The organism is Symbiopectobacterium sp. RP, assembly GCF_050472005.1.
Taxonomy (GTDB): Bacteria; Pseudomonadota; Gammaproteobacteria; order Enterobacterales; family Enterobacteriaceae; genus Symbiopectobacterium.
Map to the genome: position 1 here is coordinate 2,401,853 of NZ_JBGOGS010000001.1, position 13,782 is coordinate 2,415,634.

The window sequence follows — 13,782 nt, forward strand, 5'->3', positions numbered from 1 at the left end:
ATTATGGAGACATTGCCATGACCAAAATCATCACTATCCAGAATACCCAACTGCCCGTTATCGAATATAGCCAAGCGACATTATTTTGATAACAGCCAGCTATGCTTTTTTGCCGCATATCAGGATATAGCCAAGCGACATTATTTTGATAACAATTAGCTGTATTTTTTGCTACATATCAGGGCATTGGCTGTAATCATTTTTAAGTCTGTTGGCTATATCAGGGCCAGCGCGTAATTACGACCGAGCTGTTGGCTCAAGGGTACGGGACGGATTCTGAGCGAATTCGTCAGAATTTTAACCGCAATAAAGAGCGTTTTACTCAAGGAAAGCACTATTTCACCCTCGAAGGGGCTTTGTTGAATAAATAGAACTTTTGGGTAATCATCGGAGCAGATCAACACAGTTTTTTCAAAATCAGCTCTCCATGGCAAAACAAAATTTTAAAATCACCAACTGGCCCTCTTATAACAAGGCCCTCAAGCAGCGTGGTTCTCTAACCGTATGGCTAGATGAATCAGCCATTGCTGCATGGACGGAAAAAAACACTACTGAACGGCGTGGACGACCGCTCCACTACTCAGATATGACCATCACCACAGTCCTGATGATGAAACGCGTGTTTGGCCTTTCATTGAGGGCTTTACAGGGCTTTGGTGACTCGATTTTTAAACTGATTAAATTGTCGCTCCATTGTCCAGACTATTCGCTGCTCAGCAAGCGAGCAAAGACAGTGAACATCAGCATAAAAACGCCAACCCGTGGTGAAATCTCACATCTGGTCATTGATGGAACCAGCCTGAAGGTCTTTGGCGAAGGCGAATGGAAAGTCCGGCAGCATGGTGCCGACAGACGCAGGGTATGGCGTAAGCTGCACCTGGCAGTAGACAGTGTGACGCATGAGATTATCTGTGCGGATTTGTCGCTCAGTGGTACGACTGATGCCCAAGCTCTACCGGCGCTGATAAACCAGACCCACCGGAAAATCAGAGAGGCATCGGCTGACGGCGCTTAGGATACAGTTTACTGCTATGATGCTCTGCTGAGGAAGAAAATAAGGCCGCTTATCCCGCCACGAAGGGGGGCGCAATATTGGCAAGATCGCTACCACGAGCGTAACCACGCTGTTGCAAATCAGCGCATTAGTGGTAGTAACGCTATCTGGAAAAAGAAAGTGGGCTATCACCGGCGCTCAGTGGCTGAAACGGCCATGTTCCGGTTCAAAAGGCTTCTGGGTGGTCATCTAAGTCTGAGAGACTACGATGGTCAGGTGGGTGAAGCCATGGCCATGGTCAAAGCGCTTAACCTGATCACGCTATTAGGAATGCCGAACAGTATTCGCATCACGTAACAATCGACCCGTATGGGGCGCAGTCGTTACAAGTTCTGATTTATTCAACAAAGCCCTACCTGGCAGGTAAATTCTTCCGGGATCCTTCGATTTCCCGAATGCTTCGCTTGTCGGCGTTACACTTCTCAATAACGGTCAGCAGTTCTTCATTCAGCGCTACGCTCTGGCCGTATGTCATTTGATGAGCGATTTCAGGCGCTGGGCAATCTTGAAGTAGTTCAGCGGAGATCGGCACGACGGGTGCCATTACGTATTCTGTCCGCGTGCTCTCGCAGCTTGTTAACGACATCATCAGGAACAGGCCGACTAGCACACTCATCAGTCGATAATTTTTCACGGATGTAAAGCACGGTATTTTCCGACCGCTGCTGTATCTGCTGTTTTTCATCGTGATTGGCCTGTGTGATGGCGTTGAAGATGCGCATCGACTGGATCACATTTCCAGCGATGGTTTCGGCCTGCTTTTGTTGCCGCTCTGCTGCTTCGAGGTCTTTCGCTTTATCACTGTATGCGTCGTGGTAGTAGTAGACACCGAATAACAGCAGATCCAGCAGAGCAACGAGAACGGCGATCACTGTAGCCCTGATAGACATAGCTCACGCTCCCGATCCCGATCCCGACGCTCAATAAGCCCGGGAAGTTTCTTGCCAACACCGGCTTTGTTGAATAAATCAGAACTTGTAACGACTGCGCCCCATACGGGTCGATTGTTACGTGATGCGAATACTGTTCGGCATTCCTAATAGCGTGATCAGGTTAAGCGCTTTGACCATGGCCATGGCTTCACCCACCTGACCATCGTAGTCTCTCAGACTTAGATGACCACCCAGAAGCCTTTTGAACCGGAACATGGCCGTTTCAGCCACTGAGCGCCGGTGATAGCCCACTTTCTTTTTCCAGATAGGTTACTACCACTAATGCGCTGATTTGCGACAGCGTGGTTACGCTCGTGGTAGCGATCTTGCCAATATTGCGCCCCCCTTCGTGGCGGGATAAGCGGCCTTATTTTCTTCCTCAGCAGAGCATCATAGCAGTAAACTGTATCCTAAGCGCCGTCAGCCGATGCCTCTCTGATTTTCCGGTGGGTCTGGTTTATCAGCGCCGGTAGAGCTTGGGCATCAGTCGTACCACTGAGCGACAAATCCGCACAGATAATCTCATGCGTCACACTGTCTACTGCCAGGTGCAGCTTACGCCATACCCTGCGTCTGTCGGCACCATGCTGCCGGACTTTCCATTCGCCTTCGCCAAAGACCTTCAGGCTGGTTCCATCAATGACCAGATGTGAGATTTCACCACGGGTTGGCGTTTTTATGCTGATGTTCACTGTCTTTGCTCGCTTGCTGAGCAGCGAATAGTCTGGACAATGGAGCGACAATTTAATCAGTTTAAAAATCGAGTCACCAAAGCCCTGTAAAGCCCTCAATGAAAGGCCAAACACGCGTTTCATCATCAGGACTGTGGTGATGGTCATATCTGAGTAGTGGAGCGGTCGTCCACGCCGTTCAGTAGTGTTTTTTTCCGTCCATGCAGCAATGGCTGATTCATCTAGCCATACGGTTAGAGAAGCGCGCTGCTTGAGGGCCTTGTTATAAGAGGGCCAGTTGGTGATTTTAAAATTTTGTTTTGCCATGGAGACCTGATTTTGAAACAACTGTGTTGATCTGCTCCGATGATTACCAAAAAGTTCTATTTATTCAAGAAAGTCACTTATACCGTGAAGGACTTATTCATGCAAGACGCATACGACGAACCGGTTATTTATCAATGCGGCTTTCTCACTACTGGCGCATGTTATCCAAAGATAACAGTCAGAGTTGGAAAAGCATGAGTTACGCGACATACGACACCCAAATAGCAATATAAAAACAGGAGCACCCCATGAATTATGCATTCGCGGGTCATGCTGCCCTCATGGGGAGCTATCACCCGGAAGAAACCCACCTGGATAAATGGGTTAAATGGCTGCGAAACGGATACCGAAAGCTTATCGATATCCTCGAACAGCAAGGCAAGCCTCTACGACCTGCCCCAGCACCTTAATCAAGGCTGTTACAGCCTGAAATCACCTTCACCACCGCATTTCTTCGATTGGTCATTCCCCCGCCTGCCCGCTGTCATGACGAACGGCGCAGTGGCTTAATTTTAGCAGAGGTCAATTATGTGTACTAGCTCAGACCTGATCTGACAGTTACCGATTATTTATACAGGTGTCTGTCAGATTACATCTGGTTCAGATCCTTTTCTGCCCAGATCCGTTTTCCATCGAGTAAAGTGACCATCGGCGTACGCCCGCAGCACATTTTTCCCTGATGAGTTCGCTCAGTATTGTAATGCCACAACCAGTTGTCCAGATCTACCTGCAGGCTTTCCAGGTCTCCATATAACTTCTTGCGGAACGTAACCTGATAAAAATCCTGCAAAATGGTTTTATGGAAGCGCTCGCAGATACCGTTCGTCTGCGGAGACATCGCCTTCGTTTTCGTATGCTCGATATCGTTGATAGCCAGATAAAGCTGATAATCATGCTGCTCCACTTTACCACAGTACTCCGTACCCCTGTCGGTCAGTATTCTCAGCACCGGCAGTCCCTGAGCCTCGTAGAACGGGAGTACGCGATCATTGAGCAGGTCGGCGGCGGTGAGCGGTGTTTTATTCGTATACAGCTTGCAGTGCGCCACTTTCGAGTACGTATCCACGAACGTCTGCTGGTAGATACGGCCCACACCCTTCAGCTTGCCCACGTAGAAGGTGTCCTGCGAGCCCAGATACCCGGGATGTGCCGTCTCGATTTCACCGCAGGCCTCATCATCGTGCGCCTTCTTCTCCAGGGCTGCGATTTGAGCGTCGGTAAGGACAATGCCGTCTCTGGCGACCTTTTCCTCAAGCGCCTTCAGGCGTTTACGGAAGTTCTCCAGGTCGTGTCGTTGCCAGATGGAGCGCACGCCGCTGCCGGAGATAAATACGCCTTTTTTACGCAGCTCATTACTGGTCCGGTGCTGCCCATGGGGCGGGAACTCAATAGCATAATCAACAACCGCGCGTTCAGTGGCTTCGTCGGCGCGGTTCTTCAGGTTCGGAACCCGGCGGTTCTGGTTAACCAGCGCATCAATGGCGCCTTCAGCAGCCAGTTCCTGATAACGGTAAAATGTATCGCGTGACACGCCCATGCTCTTGCAGGCTTTTGATACGTTACCGAGTTCTTCGGCGAGATTGAGCAGGCCGGCTTTGTGTTTGATAATGGGATTGTTAGTATGAAGTATGAGATTATCTGTGCGGATTTGTCGCTCAGTGGTACGACTGATGCCCAAGCTCTACCGGCGCTGATAAACCAGACCCACCGGAAAATCAGAGAGGCATCGGCTGACGGCGCTTACGATACAGTTTACTGCTATGATGCTCTGCTGAGGAAGAAAATAAGGCCGCTTATCCCGCCACGAAGGCATAGGTATCTACACATCATAAAGGGTTAAAAACCACCATAGCTAAGTGAGCAAGTTCTTCCGGGGTATAGTCTGCTAATAACGTCAAGGTATTTAGCAGGATGGATAGTCCGGCAAGCAGCGCTGGGGCGCTTTCTTTACGCCCTCGTTTTTGTTGTCGTCCGGATAATCGGCAAATTAACTGACGGGCTGCCGCATTGTCGTCTCTTTCAGCGCGTTGCAGCCGCCATACCAGCACACATGCCATGCTAGCTATCAATAACCTGCGTAGCAGGGCACCAGCACTGCGCTGAAGGCATTTTTCTACATCATGACCGGCACCTTTCAGCAGCTTAAAAAAGGATTCAATACCCCAGCGCCAGTAATACCAGCGAGCGACTTCCGCGCTGGTGATCTCGTTGCTAACGTTTGTGAGCAGCGTCCAGCGTCCGATAAATTTACCGTGAGTATCGGTAAGGCGAACCACAACTATAGCCAACCGACTTAAAAATAATTACAGCCAATGCCCTGATATGTGGCAAAAAAATACAGCTAATTGTTATCAAAATAATGTCGCTTGGCTATAATCTGAGTGTCAGAGCTACGCTTGGCTGAACTTTACACTCGCCGTCCTGTGTTCTTGTCTTTCCGCTTCGGTTTTGCTGTTCGCGTTATGATCACGGATGTTTCCCCGATCTCCATATTGGCTTTTTTCCCTTTCTAGCCAACCTGTCCGTTTGCGATAAATGGCAGATCGTCTGCAATTTCACCAATTTTACGGGTGTCACCGCCCCACTCGGCCCGATGCCCTTCCTTTCCCCGGATAAGCCAACATATTCCCTGGGAGCTTAATGTGCGCATATGCCCGATAGAGTTACCTTCACGGTCAATGAGATGAACTAACTTCTTCCCGGTATCAAGAAACTCAACGCGGGCGATATCAGCCGTCAAAGCATCCATATGAGTCAGACTCTCAGACAAGCCCTCGGTTAGCGTTGAACGACAACCCGCCCTATCGGTTAGAGTTTGAGACAGGGGCGCTATTGGTAAACCATTTGCAGCATCAACCAGTAGGCGGGTTTGTAGTTCATAACCGACGTCGCCACCATGCGTCATTTTCAAACGTTCTTCTTTCCCATTGTGGGTACGAAACTGTAAATGAGACCAGTCGTGAACGACGAGAGCGTATGGATGCGGGCTAAGTGCAACCTGCCGGAGAGCCAGCGAAATAATCGGTTCATTGAGCTGAGTGAAGCTAATACGTTCATTATTAAAAAAACGCCAAACGGCCTGAGTAGTGGCGAATGTTGTTTTCTGCGCGCAGGCAAGGTCTTTAACGGCTGACGCCAATGGTGCTGGGGGAATCATGTGTTGCTTAACCAGACGCTGATAACGCCGGTTAAGGCGGGCCTCAATCCCGCCGATGGATAAGTTGAGATCATGCAGCAACGTAATAGCAGATATTGCAAAAGATGTGTAGATACCTATGCCACGAAGGGGGGCGCAATATTGGCAAGATCGCTACCACGAGCGTAACCACGCTGTTGCAAATCAGTGCATTAGCGGTAGTAACGATATCTGGAAAAAGAAAGTGGGCTATCACCTGCGCTCAGTGCCTGAAACGGCCATGTTCCGGTTCAAAAGGCTTCTGGGTGGTCATCTAAGTCTGAGAGACTACGATGCTCAGGTGGGTGAAGCCATGGTCATGGTCAAAGCGCTTAACCTGATCACGCTATTAGGAATGCCGAACAGTATTCGCATCACGTAACAATCGACCCGTATGGGGCGCAGTCGTTACAAGTTCTGATTTATTCAACAAAGCCGGAAAAATGTGCTGCGGGCGTACGCCGATGGCCACTTTACTCGATGGAAAACGGATCTGGGCAGAAAAGAATCTGAACCAGATGTAATCTGACAGACACCTGTATAAATAATCGGTAACTGTCAGATCAGGTCTGAGCTAGTACAGATGAAATACACTATCAGCATTCATCAAGCACATCTCACTACTGATATTGAATATATATCGGCTGAGGCTGCAAACTCAGTACTTCAGCCTTGGATAACAGTCTGTGTGGCGGTTTTCTAATATCGTTCTTGTAGAAAATCTTGATGCCAGGATACAACACGCCGTGTTCAGCAGAGACGACTTTTTCATAGGTTGCCATTTTGGTTTCAGGCGCTCCCCACCCATCCATGTTCAATATTACCTGCACGTTAGGATCTGATTTTACTTTATCAAACCCCGTCACCATCTTTTTAGTAAAACGGTGAACCACTAACACTTTCGGTGGCAGATTATTTTTCACAACCAATGTTGAAAGATAATCAACGACTCTGTTGATGTCCTTGTCGTTAATGGTTCCAATTCGGGCCCCCGGAATGGCTTTTCCCATCATGATAAATTCAGGGTCTATGCCTAGATGCACATCCGGTTGAGTAAGAAAAGGCTCAAGGCGGGATATCTCACGGTGTAAATCGCTCAACCCAGGCTGAACGTCCAGAATCAGAACTGCACCTAGTGTCATCCTCACCACAGACAGAGCTCTATCTATTTGCATGTTACTCATACGGTTACGATAGAACCCATCTCGCCCAGGCTGGTTGCTTGCTACGGTAGCAATATACTCTAATCCTAGAATGACAGGCTTTGATGGGTCTGCCTTTTCCCATTCCTGCGCTTCAGCGGTTAATTTTTTCCACAGTTCAGGGGCAGGATATTCACCTAGGATTCCCATCCTACGAGAGTTAAAATTACCATAATAAACAACCAGTCTGTTTGCCGGAATAATCCCAGTTCGACCGCTTGATGCATAAAACTTGTCGATACCATCCATCCGTGGCGGTGTTGTTGACAGAGTGCCTTGGGCATTAGTAGGTAAAAAAACATTCAACGTTGTGGTAACCATTAATACCCAAAGTTTCTTCATAAGAGTCCTTTCATTTTTTCCTAGTGATACATTCACTGGTTATAATCTGAAGCAAAATAACGGCTAGGCCATATATACCCGTGATCATTGAAGATGCTTGATTTTACGCGGTAAGAAGATCATGCCCACCCACTATGAAGATATTTATTACCGACAAGCAAAAAGCCGAACTCGAACACCTTCATGACACCAGTCGTGATAAGCGTGTTTGTGATCGCATCAAAGCCGTCCTGCTGGCCTCCGAAGGCTGGACCTCTGCGATGATTGCGCAAGCTCTGCGTCTGCACGAAACGACGGTAAACCAACATATCAACGATTACGCCAACACTCCAAACCTGCATCTTGATGTTTATTGGGTATATATAAGCAGTTGACGTTCAATGGCATTGAAACCAATGTAAAATTAGCGAATTTGCTCTACAATGGATTTTCTAACACAACAGAGTTATTAGCAAATCTGGTGTATGGCGATCAGTCTACGTTCCGCTGGCTTTGTTGAATAATAGTGAGTCATGCTATTTTTCAAGTCAGTTTTGGTAGAAAATTCTTGTCACCTCAGGTTTACAGTTTTCTTATGAGGCCTAACTGCATGATTTTGCGTTGCGAGGATCTGTCGTTTCACCGGGGGTGCAGCATAAAATATGTTTATTCAACAAAGCCCGTTCCGCTCTGATGCTTCGTGAATCTGTTCTCCATCCTTAAATTGGACGTTGCTTACAACCAAGGTCAGCAGGTCAAATCCTCTTAGTCGGTTCCAGCTTTTCTGAGCTGACTGGAGCAGCTTAAATACCATTGACAGGGTTGTTTCTCTCGAACCACCGTTCTTCGCGCCTCTGCTTCGTAGCCTCACAGTCGCAAAAGCCGATTCAATCGGATTTGTCGTTCTTATTGACGCCCAGTGCTCTGACGGGAAGTCGTAGAATGCCAGCAGTTCTTCTCGAGCTTTCTCCAGCTTCTTCATCGCTGCAGGATACTTCGCTGAAAACCTTGCCAACAAAACATCAAAGGCTTCATTATAGCCAAGCGACTTAATTTTGATTACACCATATGGACTGAGAACAAAATCTCTGTATCGCAACCACTCTCTTTTTTTGCTTTTTGCTTGTGCCCATTTATGCTCAATGGGGTTAAGATCTGGCCAATAAATAGCTCATTTAAATAATGTAATCAAAATTAAGTTGTTTAGCTATAGCGGCATCACGGCTCTCTGCTAGCCAAACCTCCCGCAGCTCAGCCTTAACTTTCGGTTGCATGGCTTTGGGGTGTGAAGCCAACACATTAGCGGTTTTGTGCACCCAACAGCGTTGGTGCTGCGTGTCCGGGAATATCTTTGCCATTGCATTCCAAAAACCAAGGGCACCGTCTCCCGTAGCCAGCTTGGGAGATACGGTTAGGCCACGTGCTCGCAGGCCATTAAGAAGTTCGGCCCAGTTTGCTTCTGACTCTCGATAACCATCTTCGACCGCAACCAGCTCCTTACGTCCATGCTCAGTGACGCCGATAATGACCAGCAGGCAAAGGCGATCATCTTGCCTGACATGCCTGTATATACCATCGGCCCAGAAATAAACGTAGCGCGTATCGCTTAAATCACGCAGGCACCATTGCCTGTGCTCTTCAAGCCATTGCTGTTTCAGTCTGCTGATGGTACTGGCAGAGAGGGCATTCGCTTTTTCACCGAGAAGCGCCCTCAGGGCTTCGTGAAAATCACCGGTGGATATGCCTCGCAGGTACAGCCATGGTAGCAACTCTTCGACGCTTTTTGCACGTTTCAGATAAGGCGGCAACAACGCGCTGTTGAAGCATATTCCGTTGCCGCTGAGATCCCTGACCTTAGGCACTTTAATTTCAACATCCCCAATACCCGTCTGTATGGTTCGCGGTGGCAAATAGCCGTTACGAACGACAGCATGATGCCCGTCGTCAAGGCGGCGTTCAGCATGTTGTTGCAGCATGGCTTCGAGCTTAACCTCAACGGCGGCAGATATCAGTTGCCTGGCACCATTACGAATGAGTTCATGCAAGGGATCACCGGCAATATTTGGTTCTGCGGAGACCTGTAGGGTAGACTTTTTCATGGGGTATCATCTCTCTGTTGTTGAAATCATCCACGAAATCAATCAGCAGGATACGCCCCCTCCCCGAAACCCCGTACACCAGAAATGAGCATAACTCTTCTCGGATACTCAACCCTTCTTCTTCCCGTGTAGATATCACTTTACCTCTAAAATCAATTGAATAGCTCATTTAAATAATGCAATCAAAATTAAGTCGTTTAGCTATAACAACACTTCAACTTGTGCTGATATAGCCAAGCGACATTATTTTGATAACAAAGTTTAGCTGTATTTTTTGCCACATATCAGGGCATTGGCTGTAATCATTTTTAAGTCGGTTGCCTATATGATCACGGATGTTTCCCCGATCTCCATATTGGCTTTTTTCCCTTTCCAGCCAACCTGTCCGTTTGCGATAAATGGCAGATCGTCTGCAATTTCACCAATTTTACGGGTGTCACCGCCCCACTCGGCCCGATGCCCTTCCTTTCCCCGGATAAGCCAACATATTCCCTGGGAGCTTAATGTGCGCATATGCCCGATAGAGTCACCTTCACGGTCAATGAGATGAACTAACTTCTTCCCGGTATCAAGAGACTCAACGCGGGCGATATCAGCCGTCAAAGCATCCATATGAGTCAGACTCTCAGACAAGCCCTCGGTTAGCGTTGAACGACAACCCTCCCTATCGGTTAGAGTTTGAGACAGGGGCGCTATTGGTAAACCATTTGCAGCATCAAGCAGTAGGCTGGTTTGTAGTTCATAACCGACGTCGCCACCATGCGTCATTTTCAAACGTTCTTCTTTCCCATTGTGGGTACGAAACTGTAAATGAGACCAGTCGTGGACGACGGGAGCGTATGGATGCGGGCTAAGTGCAACCTGCCGGAGAGCCAGCGAAATAATCGGTTCATTGAGCTGACTGAAGCTAATTACGTTCATTATTAAAAAAACGCCAAACGGCCTGAGTAGTGGCGAATGTTGTTTTCTGCGCGCAGGCAAGGTCTTTAACGGCTGACGCCAATGGTGCTGGGGGAGTCATGTGTTGCTTAACCAGACGCTGATAACGCCGGTTAAGGCGGACATCAATCCCGCCGATGGATAAGTTGAGATCATGCAGCAACGTAATAGCAGATATTGCAAAAGATGTGTAGATACCTATGGCTTCAGGCGCTGGAGACGTTCGGTGGGACGTGGGATCACCGCTATCCGCAGATAAGCCGGAGCTGGCAGTCAAACTGGGCCAACCTGTCGACATTCTTCTCGTACCCCCAGGAACTTCGCAAGGTAATCTACACGACGAACGCTATAGAATCACTGAACAGCGTGCTCCGGCATGCAATCAAGAAACGCAAGGTGTTCCCGACTGATGACTCGGTGAAGAAGGTCGTATGGCTGGCAATCCAGGCGGCATCACAGAAATGGACGATGCCCTTGACTGGCGTATTGCAATGAGTCGCTTTATTATTGAGTTCGGTGACCGCCTTGACGGTCACTTCTGAGGAAAGGCATTTACACAAAATCTTAAACAGGCTCGCGATGTTTTCTATTCCTGGGTCACACAAGTCCTTATCCCAGTACTCCCTAAAAACAGTGTAATCGTGATGGACAATGCAACTTTTCACAAAAAACATAATATTCAACAAGTCATCATCGATACAGGGTATATACTGAAGTATTTGCCTACATATTCGCCAGATCTTAACCCAATTGAGCATAAATGGGCACAAGCAAAAAAAGAGAGAGTGGTTGCGATACAGAGATTTTGTTCTCAGTCCATATGGTGTAATCAAAATTAAGTCGCTTGGCTATACTACTCAACATCTCTCTGATGAAAGCGGATAATGAAATCCGTCTCACATGCAAAGCGCTCGGTATCCAACAGTTGCTGTTTAACCGCTTGCGACGCGCGCCAGGCAAAGGGCGTCATTTGCAACAATGCCGCTGCCTCATCACCGCCTAAGGACATTTTATACGCTAGCGTGTGCTCTGCTTGCAACGTAAGACCCGGTAGCACCTCTGCTTTTATCGGGTGCAGCATGACAGCGTCATAGAGTTGGGCCTTAAGCTGATACAAATGACGCGGACCGGGAGAAACGGTGATCACCCCCCCTTGCGGTTTTACGGTTCTCGCCAACTCTTCCCCATCACAAGGGGCATAAATTTTCAGTATTCCATCCAGCGTCGCATCCCCGAACGGTAAACGTCGGCTTGAGGCAACACAAAATTCAACCGCCGTATAGCGTTTTGCAGCCCGTTGAATAGCGGCCTTAGAGATATCCAGGCCGAAAATCTGAACTGCCGGTAATGCCTCCGCCAATGCCCCGGTGTAATACCCTTCACCACAGCCAATATCCAGCAGTGCCTGCGCCTGCGGTGCGAGCGAGCGATGTATATGTTGCAGTAGTGCAGCCTGTAACGGCTGATAATGACCTGCATCCAGAAAAAGACGGCGGGCACGCATCATCTCTGCGTTGTCACCGGGCATTTTGGAGCGCTTAAATTGTACAGGAAGAAGATTGACGTAGCCTTCTCTGGCGCGATCGAAATGATGCGTGCCGCATGACCATTGGCGATCGTTAGCCTGTAACGGTTGATGACAGAGCGGGCATTGATAAAACATGGACATATTTTCCTACAGAGCGATAAAAACACGTGCAGATAGGCGGCAATGGGAAAGGCAGACAATAGGGACGAGAGCCGATCTCACGATCAGCTTCCTCCCACACCACCGTACATACGGATCCGTATACGCCGGTTCAGTTATGTTAATCGTCGCCCACCTTATATATCCGGCAGGCCCATTTCTCTGAACAGTCTATTTGGTAGGGCTATGCACAGCGCTGGTGACAGACTGATCCGTCATTGCTTGTGACAACTGCCCACTGTCTGGGCTGCAAGGTCCTTACCGACCCCTCTCACCCTAAGCTCGCTATAACGACTCCGCCCTTTCTTCCACTGTTTCCACAGCAGACTGCGCAACCTCCTTCTTACCCACCCCAGCAGGTTGCGCGTCAGTGACGGTAACTCGTTCAGACTGTAGTAGTTCCGCCATCCCGTCAGATATACCCTGAGTTTGCCGATAACCTGTTCCAGACTGCGGCCTTTGCTGCGCCCGGTTATCTCTCTCAGGCGGGATTTAGCCCGTCTTATCGACTCCGGGGCAATGAGGATCCACGCTCTCCCTTTGCCGGAGCTGATGCTGTAACCCAGAAACTTACGTTCGCATGGTGGCGACACCGCGCTTTTCCGCTCATTAACCTTCAGTTTCAGTCTCTTCTCCAGCCAGTGGGTGATGCTTTCCTTCACACGTTTACCGGCTCTTTCGCTTCTGACGTAGATATTGCTGTCGTCTGCGTAGTGGACGTGCTTCAGGCCGCGCTTTTCAAGCTCGCGATCCAGTTCATCCAGCAACACATTCGACAACAGGGGCGACAACGGACCACCCTGCGGTGTGCCTTCCATCTGTGGGCTGACCAGCCCTGCCTGCATGATTACAGCATTCAGGAAGGCCCGGATAAGCTTTAACACCCGCTTATCCGTTATCCGCTTTGCCACCCGGCTCATCAGTACATCGTGGTTTACCCGGTCAAAGAATTTTTCGAGGTCGATGTCTAACCACCCAGTGGTGGCCTTCTTCCACGTATTTCTTTGCTCGCTTCACCGCATGATGCGCTGACCTGCCAACGCGGAACCCATAGCTGCTTTCACTGAAGGTCGGATCCCACTGGCTTTGCAGCACCTGCATCACTGCCTGCTGGATGAACCTGTCCATTACCGTCGGGATTCCCAGTTGTCGGGTTCCTCCCCCGGGTTTCGGTATGTCCACCCTGCGGACGGGCTGAGGTTTGTATCTGCCAGCCAGCAGGTTACTCCGCAGTTCCGGCCACTGGCGTTTCAGATGGTCGGGGAGTTCGCTCACGCTTATTCCGTCCACACCCGGCGCGCCTTTGTTGGCTTTTACTCTTTTCAGCGCCTGCTTCAGATTTTCTTGGTTGAGGATAACCTCCATGAGACTATCC

14 protein-coding genes and 10 pseudogenes are annotated in these 13,782 nt (G+C 49.0%); 9 read left to right on the forward strand and 15 right to left on the reverse strand.

The genetic code is table 11. The features are described from left to right. Positions 1-230: 230 nt before the first annotated feature. Positions 231-371: pseudogene (locus ACD630_RS15905) on the forward strand (ORF6N domain-containing protein); the annotation flags it as partial. A 56-nt stretch (positions 372-427) separates the two neighbouring features. Then, positions 428-1,351, forward strand: a pseudogene (locus tag ACD630_RS15910) (IS5 family transposase). Positions 1,352-1,406: 55 nt separating this feature from the next. Here ACD630_RS15910 and lysC read toward each other — a convergent pair. The 3 genes and pseudogenes from lysC to ACD630_RS15925 form a co-directional block, all read right to left on the reverse strand. Continuing rightward, positions 1,407-1,670 carry an Rz1-like lysis system protein LysC gene (lysC, locus tag ACD630_RS15915; RefSeq protein WP_430360090.1) on the reverse strand — a complete coding sequence of 88 codons (264 nt, stop codon included), beginning with the start codon at positions 1,668-1,670 and terminating at the stop codon, positions 1,407-1,409. Further along, complete coding sequence (locus ACD630_RS15920) at positions 1,570-1,926, reverse strand: hypothetical protein (RefSeq protein WP_430360142.1); 357 nt, start codon at positions 1,924-1,926, stop codon at positions 1,570-1,572. Before ACD630_RS15920 ends, lysC begins: the two co-directional genes overlap by 101 nt. A 135-nt stretch (positions 1,927-2,061) precedes the next feature. After that, positions 2,062-2,984 (reverse strand): annotated as a pseudogene (locus ACD630_RS15925) (IS5 family transposase). A gap of 23 nt (positions 2,985-3,007) precedes the next feature. On the opposite strand from ACD630_RS15925, the gene ACD630_RS15930 reads away from it, so the two are divergent. Both ACD630_RS15930 and ACD630_RS15935 read left to right on the forward strand, forming a co-directional pair. Continuing rightward, a complete protein-coding gene (locus ACD630_RS15930; RefSeq protein WP_430359626.1) occupies positions 3,008-3,217 on the forward strand; it encodes a hypothetical protein in 210 nt (69 codons plus the stop codon). A gap of 15 nt (positions 3,218-3,232) precedes the next feature. Next, the gene (locus ACD630_RS15935; RefSeq protein WP_430359627.1) at positions 3,233-3,394 is read left to right on the forward strand and encodes a protease FtsH-inhibitory lysogeny factor CIII; all 162 of its coding nucleotides are present in this window, start codon (positions 3,233-3,235) and stop codon (positions 3,392-3,394) included. Between the two features lie 179 nt (positions 3,395-3,573). Here the strand turns inward: ACD630_RS15935 and ACD630_RS15940 are convergent, their stop codons facing one another. Then, complete coding sequence (locus ACD630_RS15940; RefSeq protein WP_430360091.1) at positions 3,574-4,614, reverse strand: IS481 family transposase; 1,041 nt, start codon at positions 4,612-4,614, stop codon at positions 3,574-3,576. Between ACD630_RS15940 and ACD630_RS15945 the strand changes: the two are divergent. Then, positions 4,603-4,794 (forward strand): annotated as a pseudogene (locus ACD630_RS15945) (transposase); the annotation flags it as partial. The gene ACD630_RS15940 and the pseudogene ACD630_RS15945 sit on opposite strands and share 12 nt — an antisense overlap. A 16-nt stretch (positions 4,795-4,810) precedes the next feature. Here the strand turns inward: ACD630_RS15945 and ACD630_RS15950 are convergent. Together ACD630_RS15950 and ACD630_RS15955 are read right to left on the reverse strand one after the other, a co-directional pair. Then, positions 4,811-5,272 carry a hypothetical protein gene (locus ACD630_RS15950; protein ID WP_430359628.1) on the reverse strand — a complete coding sequence of 154 codons (462 nt, stop codon included), beginning with the start codon at positions 5,270-5,272 and terminating at the stop codon, positions 4,811-4,813. A 221-nt stretch (positions 5,273-5,493) separates the two neighbouring features. Continuing rightward, positions 5,494-6,222, reverse strand: a complete 729-nt coding sequence (locus ACD630_RS15955; RefSeq protein WP_430359629.1) for a hypothetical protein — start codon at positions 6,220-6,222, stop codon at positions 5,494-5,496. 40 nt (positions 6,223-6,262) lie between these two features. Here ACD630_RS15955 and ACD630_RS15960 point away from each other — a divergent pair. Then, positions 6,263-6,541: pseudogene (locus ACD630_RS15960) on the forward strand (IS5/IS1182 family transposase); the annotation flags it as partial. A 238-nt stretch (positions 6,542-6,779) separates the two neighbouring features. Here ACD630_RS15960 and ACD630_RS15965 read toward each other — a convergent pair. After that, positions 6,780-7,703, reverse strand: a complete 924-nt coding sequence (locus tag ACD630_RS15965) for a hypothetical protein (protein WP_430359630.1) — start codon at positions 7,701-7,703, stop codon at positions 6,780-6,782. 134 nt (positions 7,704-7,837) lie between these two features. Here ACD630_RS15965 and ACD630_RS15970 point away from each other — a divergent pair. Then, positions 7,838-8,050: pseudogene (locus ACD630_RS15970) on the forward strand (helix-turn-helix domain-containing protein); the annotation flags it as partial. 302 nt (positions 8,051-8,352) lie between these two features. Here ACD630_RS15970 and ACD630_RS15975 read toward each other — a convergent pair. From ACD630_RS15975 to ACD630_RS15995, 5 genes and pseudogenes are all read right to left on the reverse strand, one after another. After that, positions 8,353-8,712: pseudogene (locus tag ACD630_RS15975) on the reverse strand (transposase); the annotation flags it as partial. 148 nt (positions 8,713-8,860) lie between these two features. Continuing rightward, positions 8,861-9,781: pseudogene (locus ACD630_RS15980) on the reverse strand (IS256 family transposase); the annotation flags it as partial. Then, the gene (locus ACD630_RS15985) at positions 9,732-9,950 is read right to left on the reverse strand and encodes a hypothetical protein (protein ID WP_430359631.1); all 219 of its coding nucleotides are present in this window, start codon (positions 9,948-9,950) and stop codon (positions 9,732-9,734) included. The gene ACD630_RS15985 and the pseudogene ACD630_RS15980, both read right to left, overlap by 50 nt. A gap of 152 nt (positions 9,951-10,102) precedes the next feature. Next, positions 10,103-10,702, reverse strand: coding sequence for a hypothetical protein (locus tag ACD630_RS15990; RefSeq protein ID WP_430359632.1), 600 nt, complete (start codon positions 10,700-10,702; stop codon positions 10,103-10,105). After that, positions 10,689-10,883 carry a hypothetical protein gene (locus ACD630_RS15995; protein ID WP_430359633.1) on the reverse strand — a complete coding sequence of 65 codons (195 nt, stop codon included), beginning with the start codon at positions 10,881-10,883 and terminating at the stop codon, positions 10,689-10,691. Before ACD630_RS15995 ends, ACD630_RS15990 begins: the two co-directional genes overlap by 14 nt. A gap of 41 nt (positions 10,884-10,924) precedes the next feature. Between ACD630_RS15995 and ACD630_RS16000 the strand changes: the two are divergent. Next, positions 10,925-11,262 (forward strand): annotated as a pseudogene (locus tag ACD630_RS16000) (transposase); the annotation flags it as partial. A 45-nt stretch (positions 11,263-11,307) separates the two neighbouring features. Continuing rightward, positions 11,308-11,559, forward strand: a pseudogene (locus ACD630_RS16005) (transposase); the annotation flags it as partial. A gap of 14 nt (positions 11,560-11,573) precedes the next feature. Here the strand turns inward: ACD630_RS16005 and rlmA are convergent. The 3 genes from rlmA to ACD630_RS16020 all read right to left on the reverse strand — a co-directional run bounded on the left by rlmA (position 11,574) and on the right by ACD630_RS16020 (position 13,772). Further along, entirely contained in the window at positions 11,574-12,383 is an 810-nt protein-coding gene (rlmA, locus tag ACD630_RS16010) for a 23S rRNA (guanine(745)-N(1))-methyltransferase (RefSeq protein ID WP_430360092.1), read from the reverse strand. A gap of 239 nt (positions 12,384-12,622) precedes the next feature. Continuing rightward, positions 12,623-13,372: a reverse transcriptase domain-containing protein gene (locus ACD630_RS16015; protein ID WP_430360093.1), complete on the reverse strand. Its 750-nt coding sequence runs from the start codon at positions 13,370-13,372 to the stop codon at positions 12,623-12,625. Then, positions 13,350-13,772, reverse strand: coding sequence for a reverse transcriptase domain-containing protein (locus tag ACD630_RS16020; RefSeq protein ID WP_430359634.1), 423 nt, complete (start codon positions 13,770-13,772; stop codon positions 13,350-13,352). The genes ACD630_RS16015 and ACD630_RS16020 overlap by 23 nt, the downstream gene beginning before the upstream one ends. Positions 13,773-13,782: the final 10 nt, after the last annotated feature.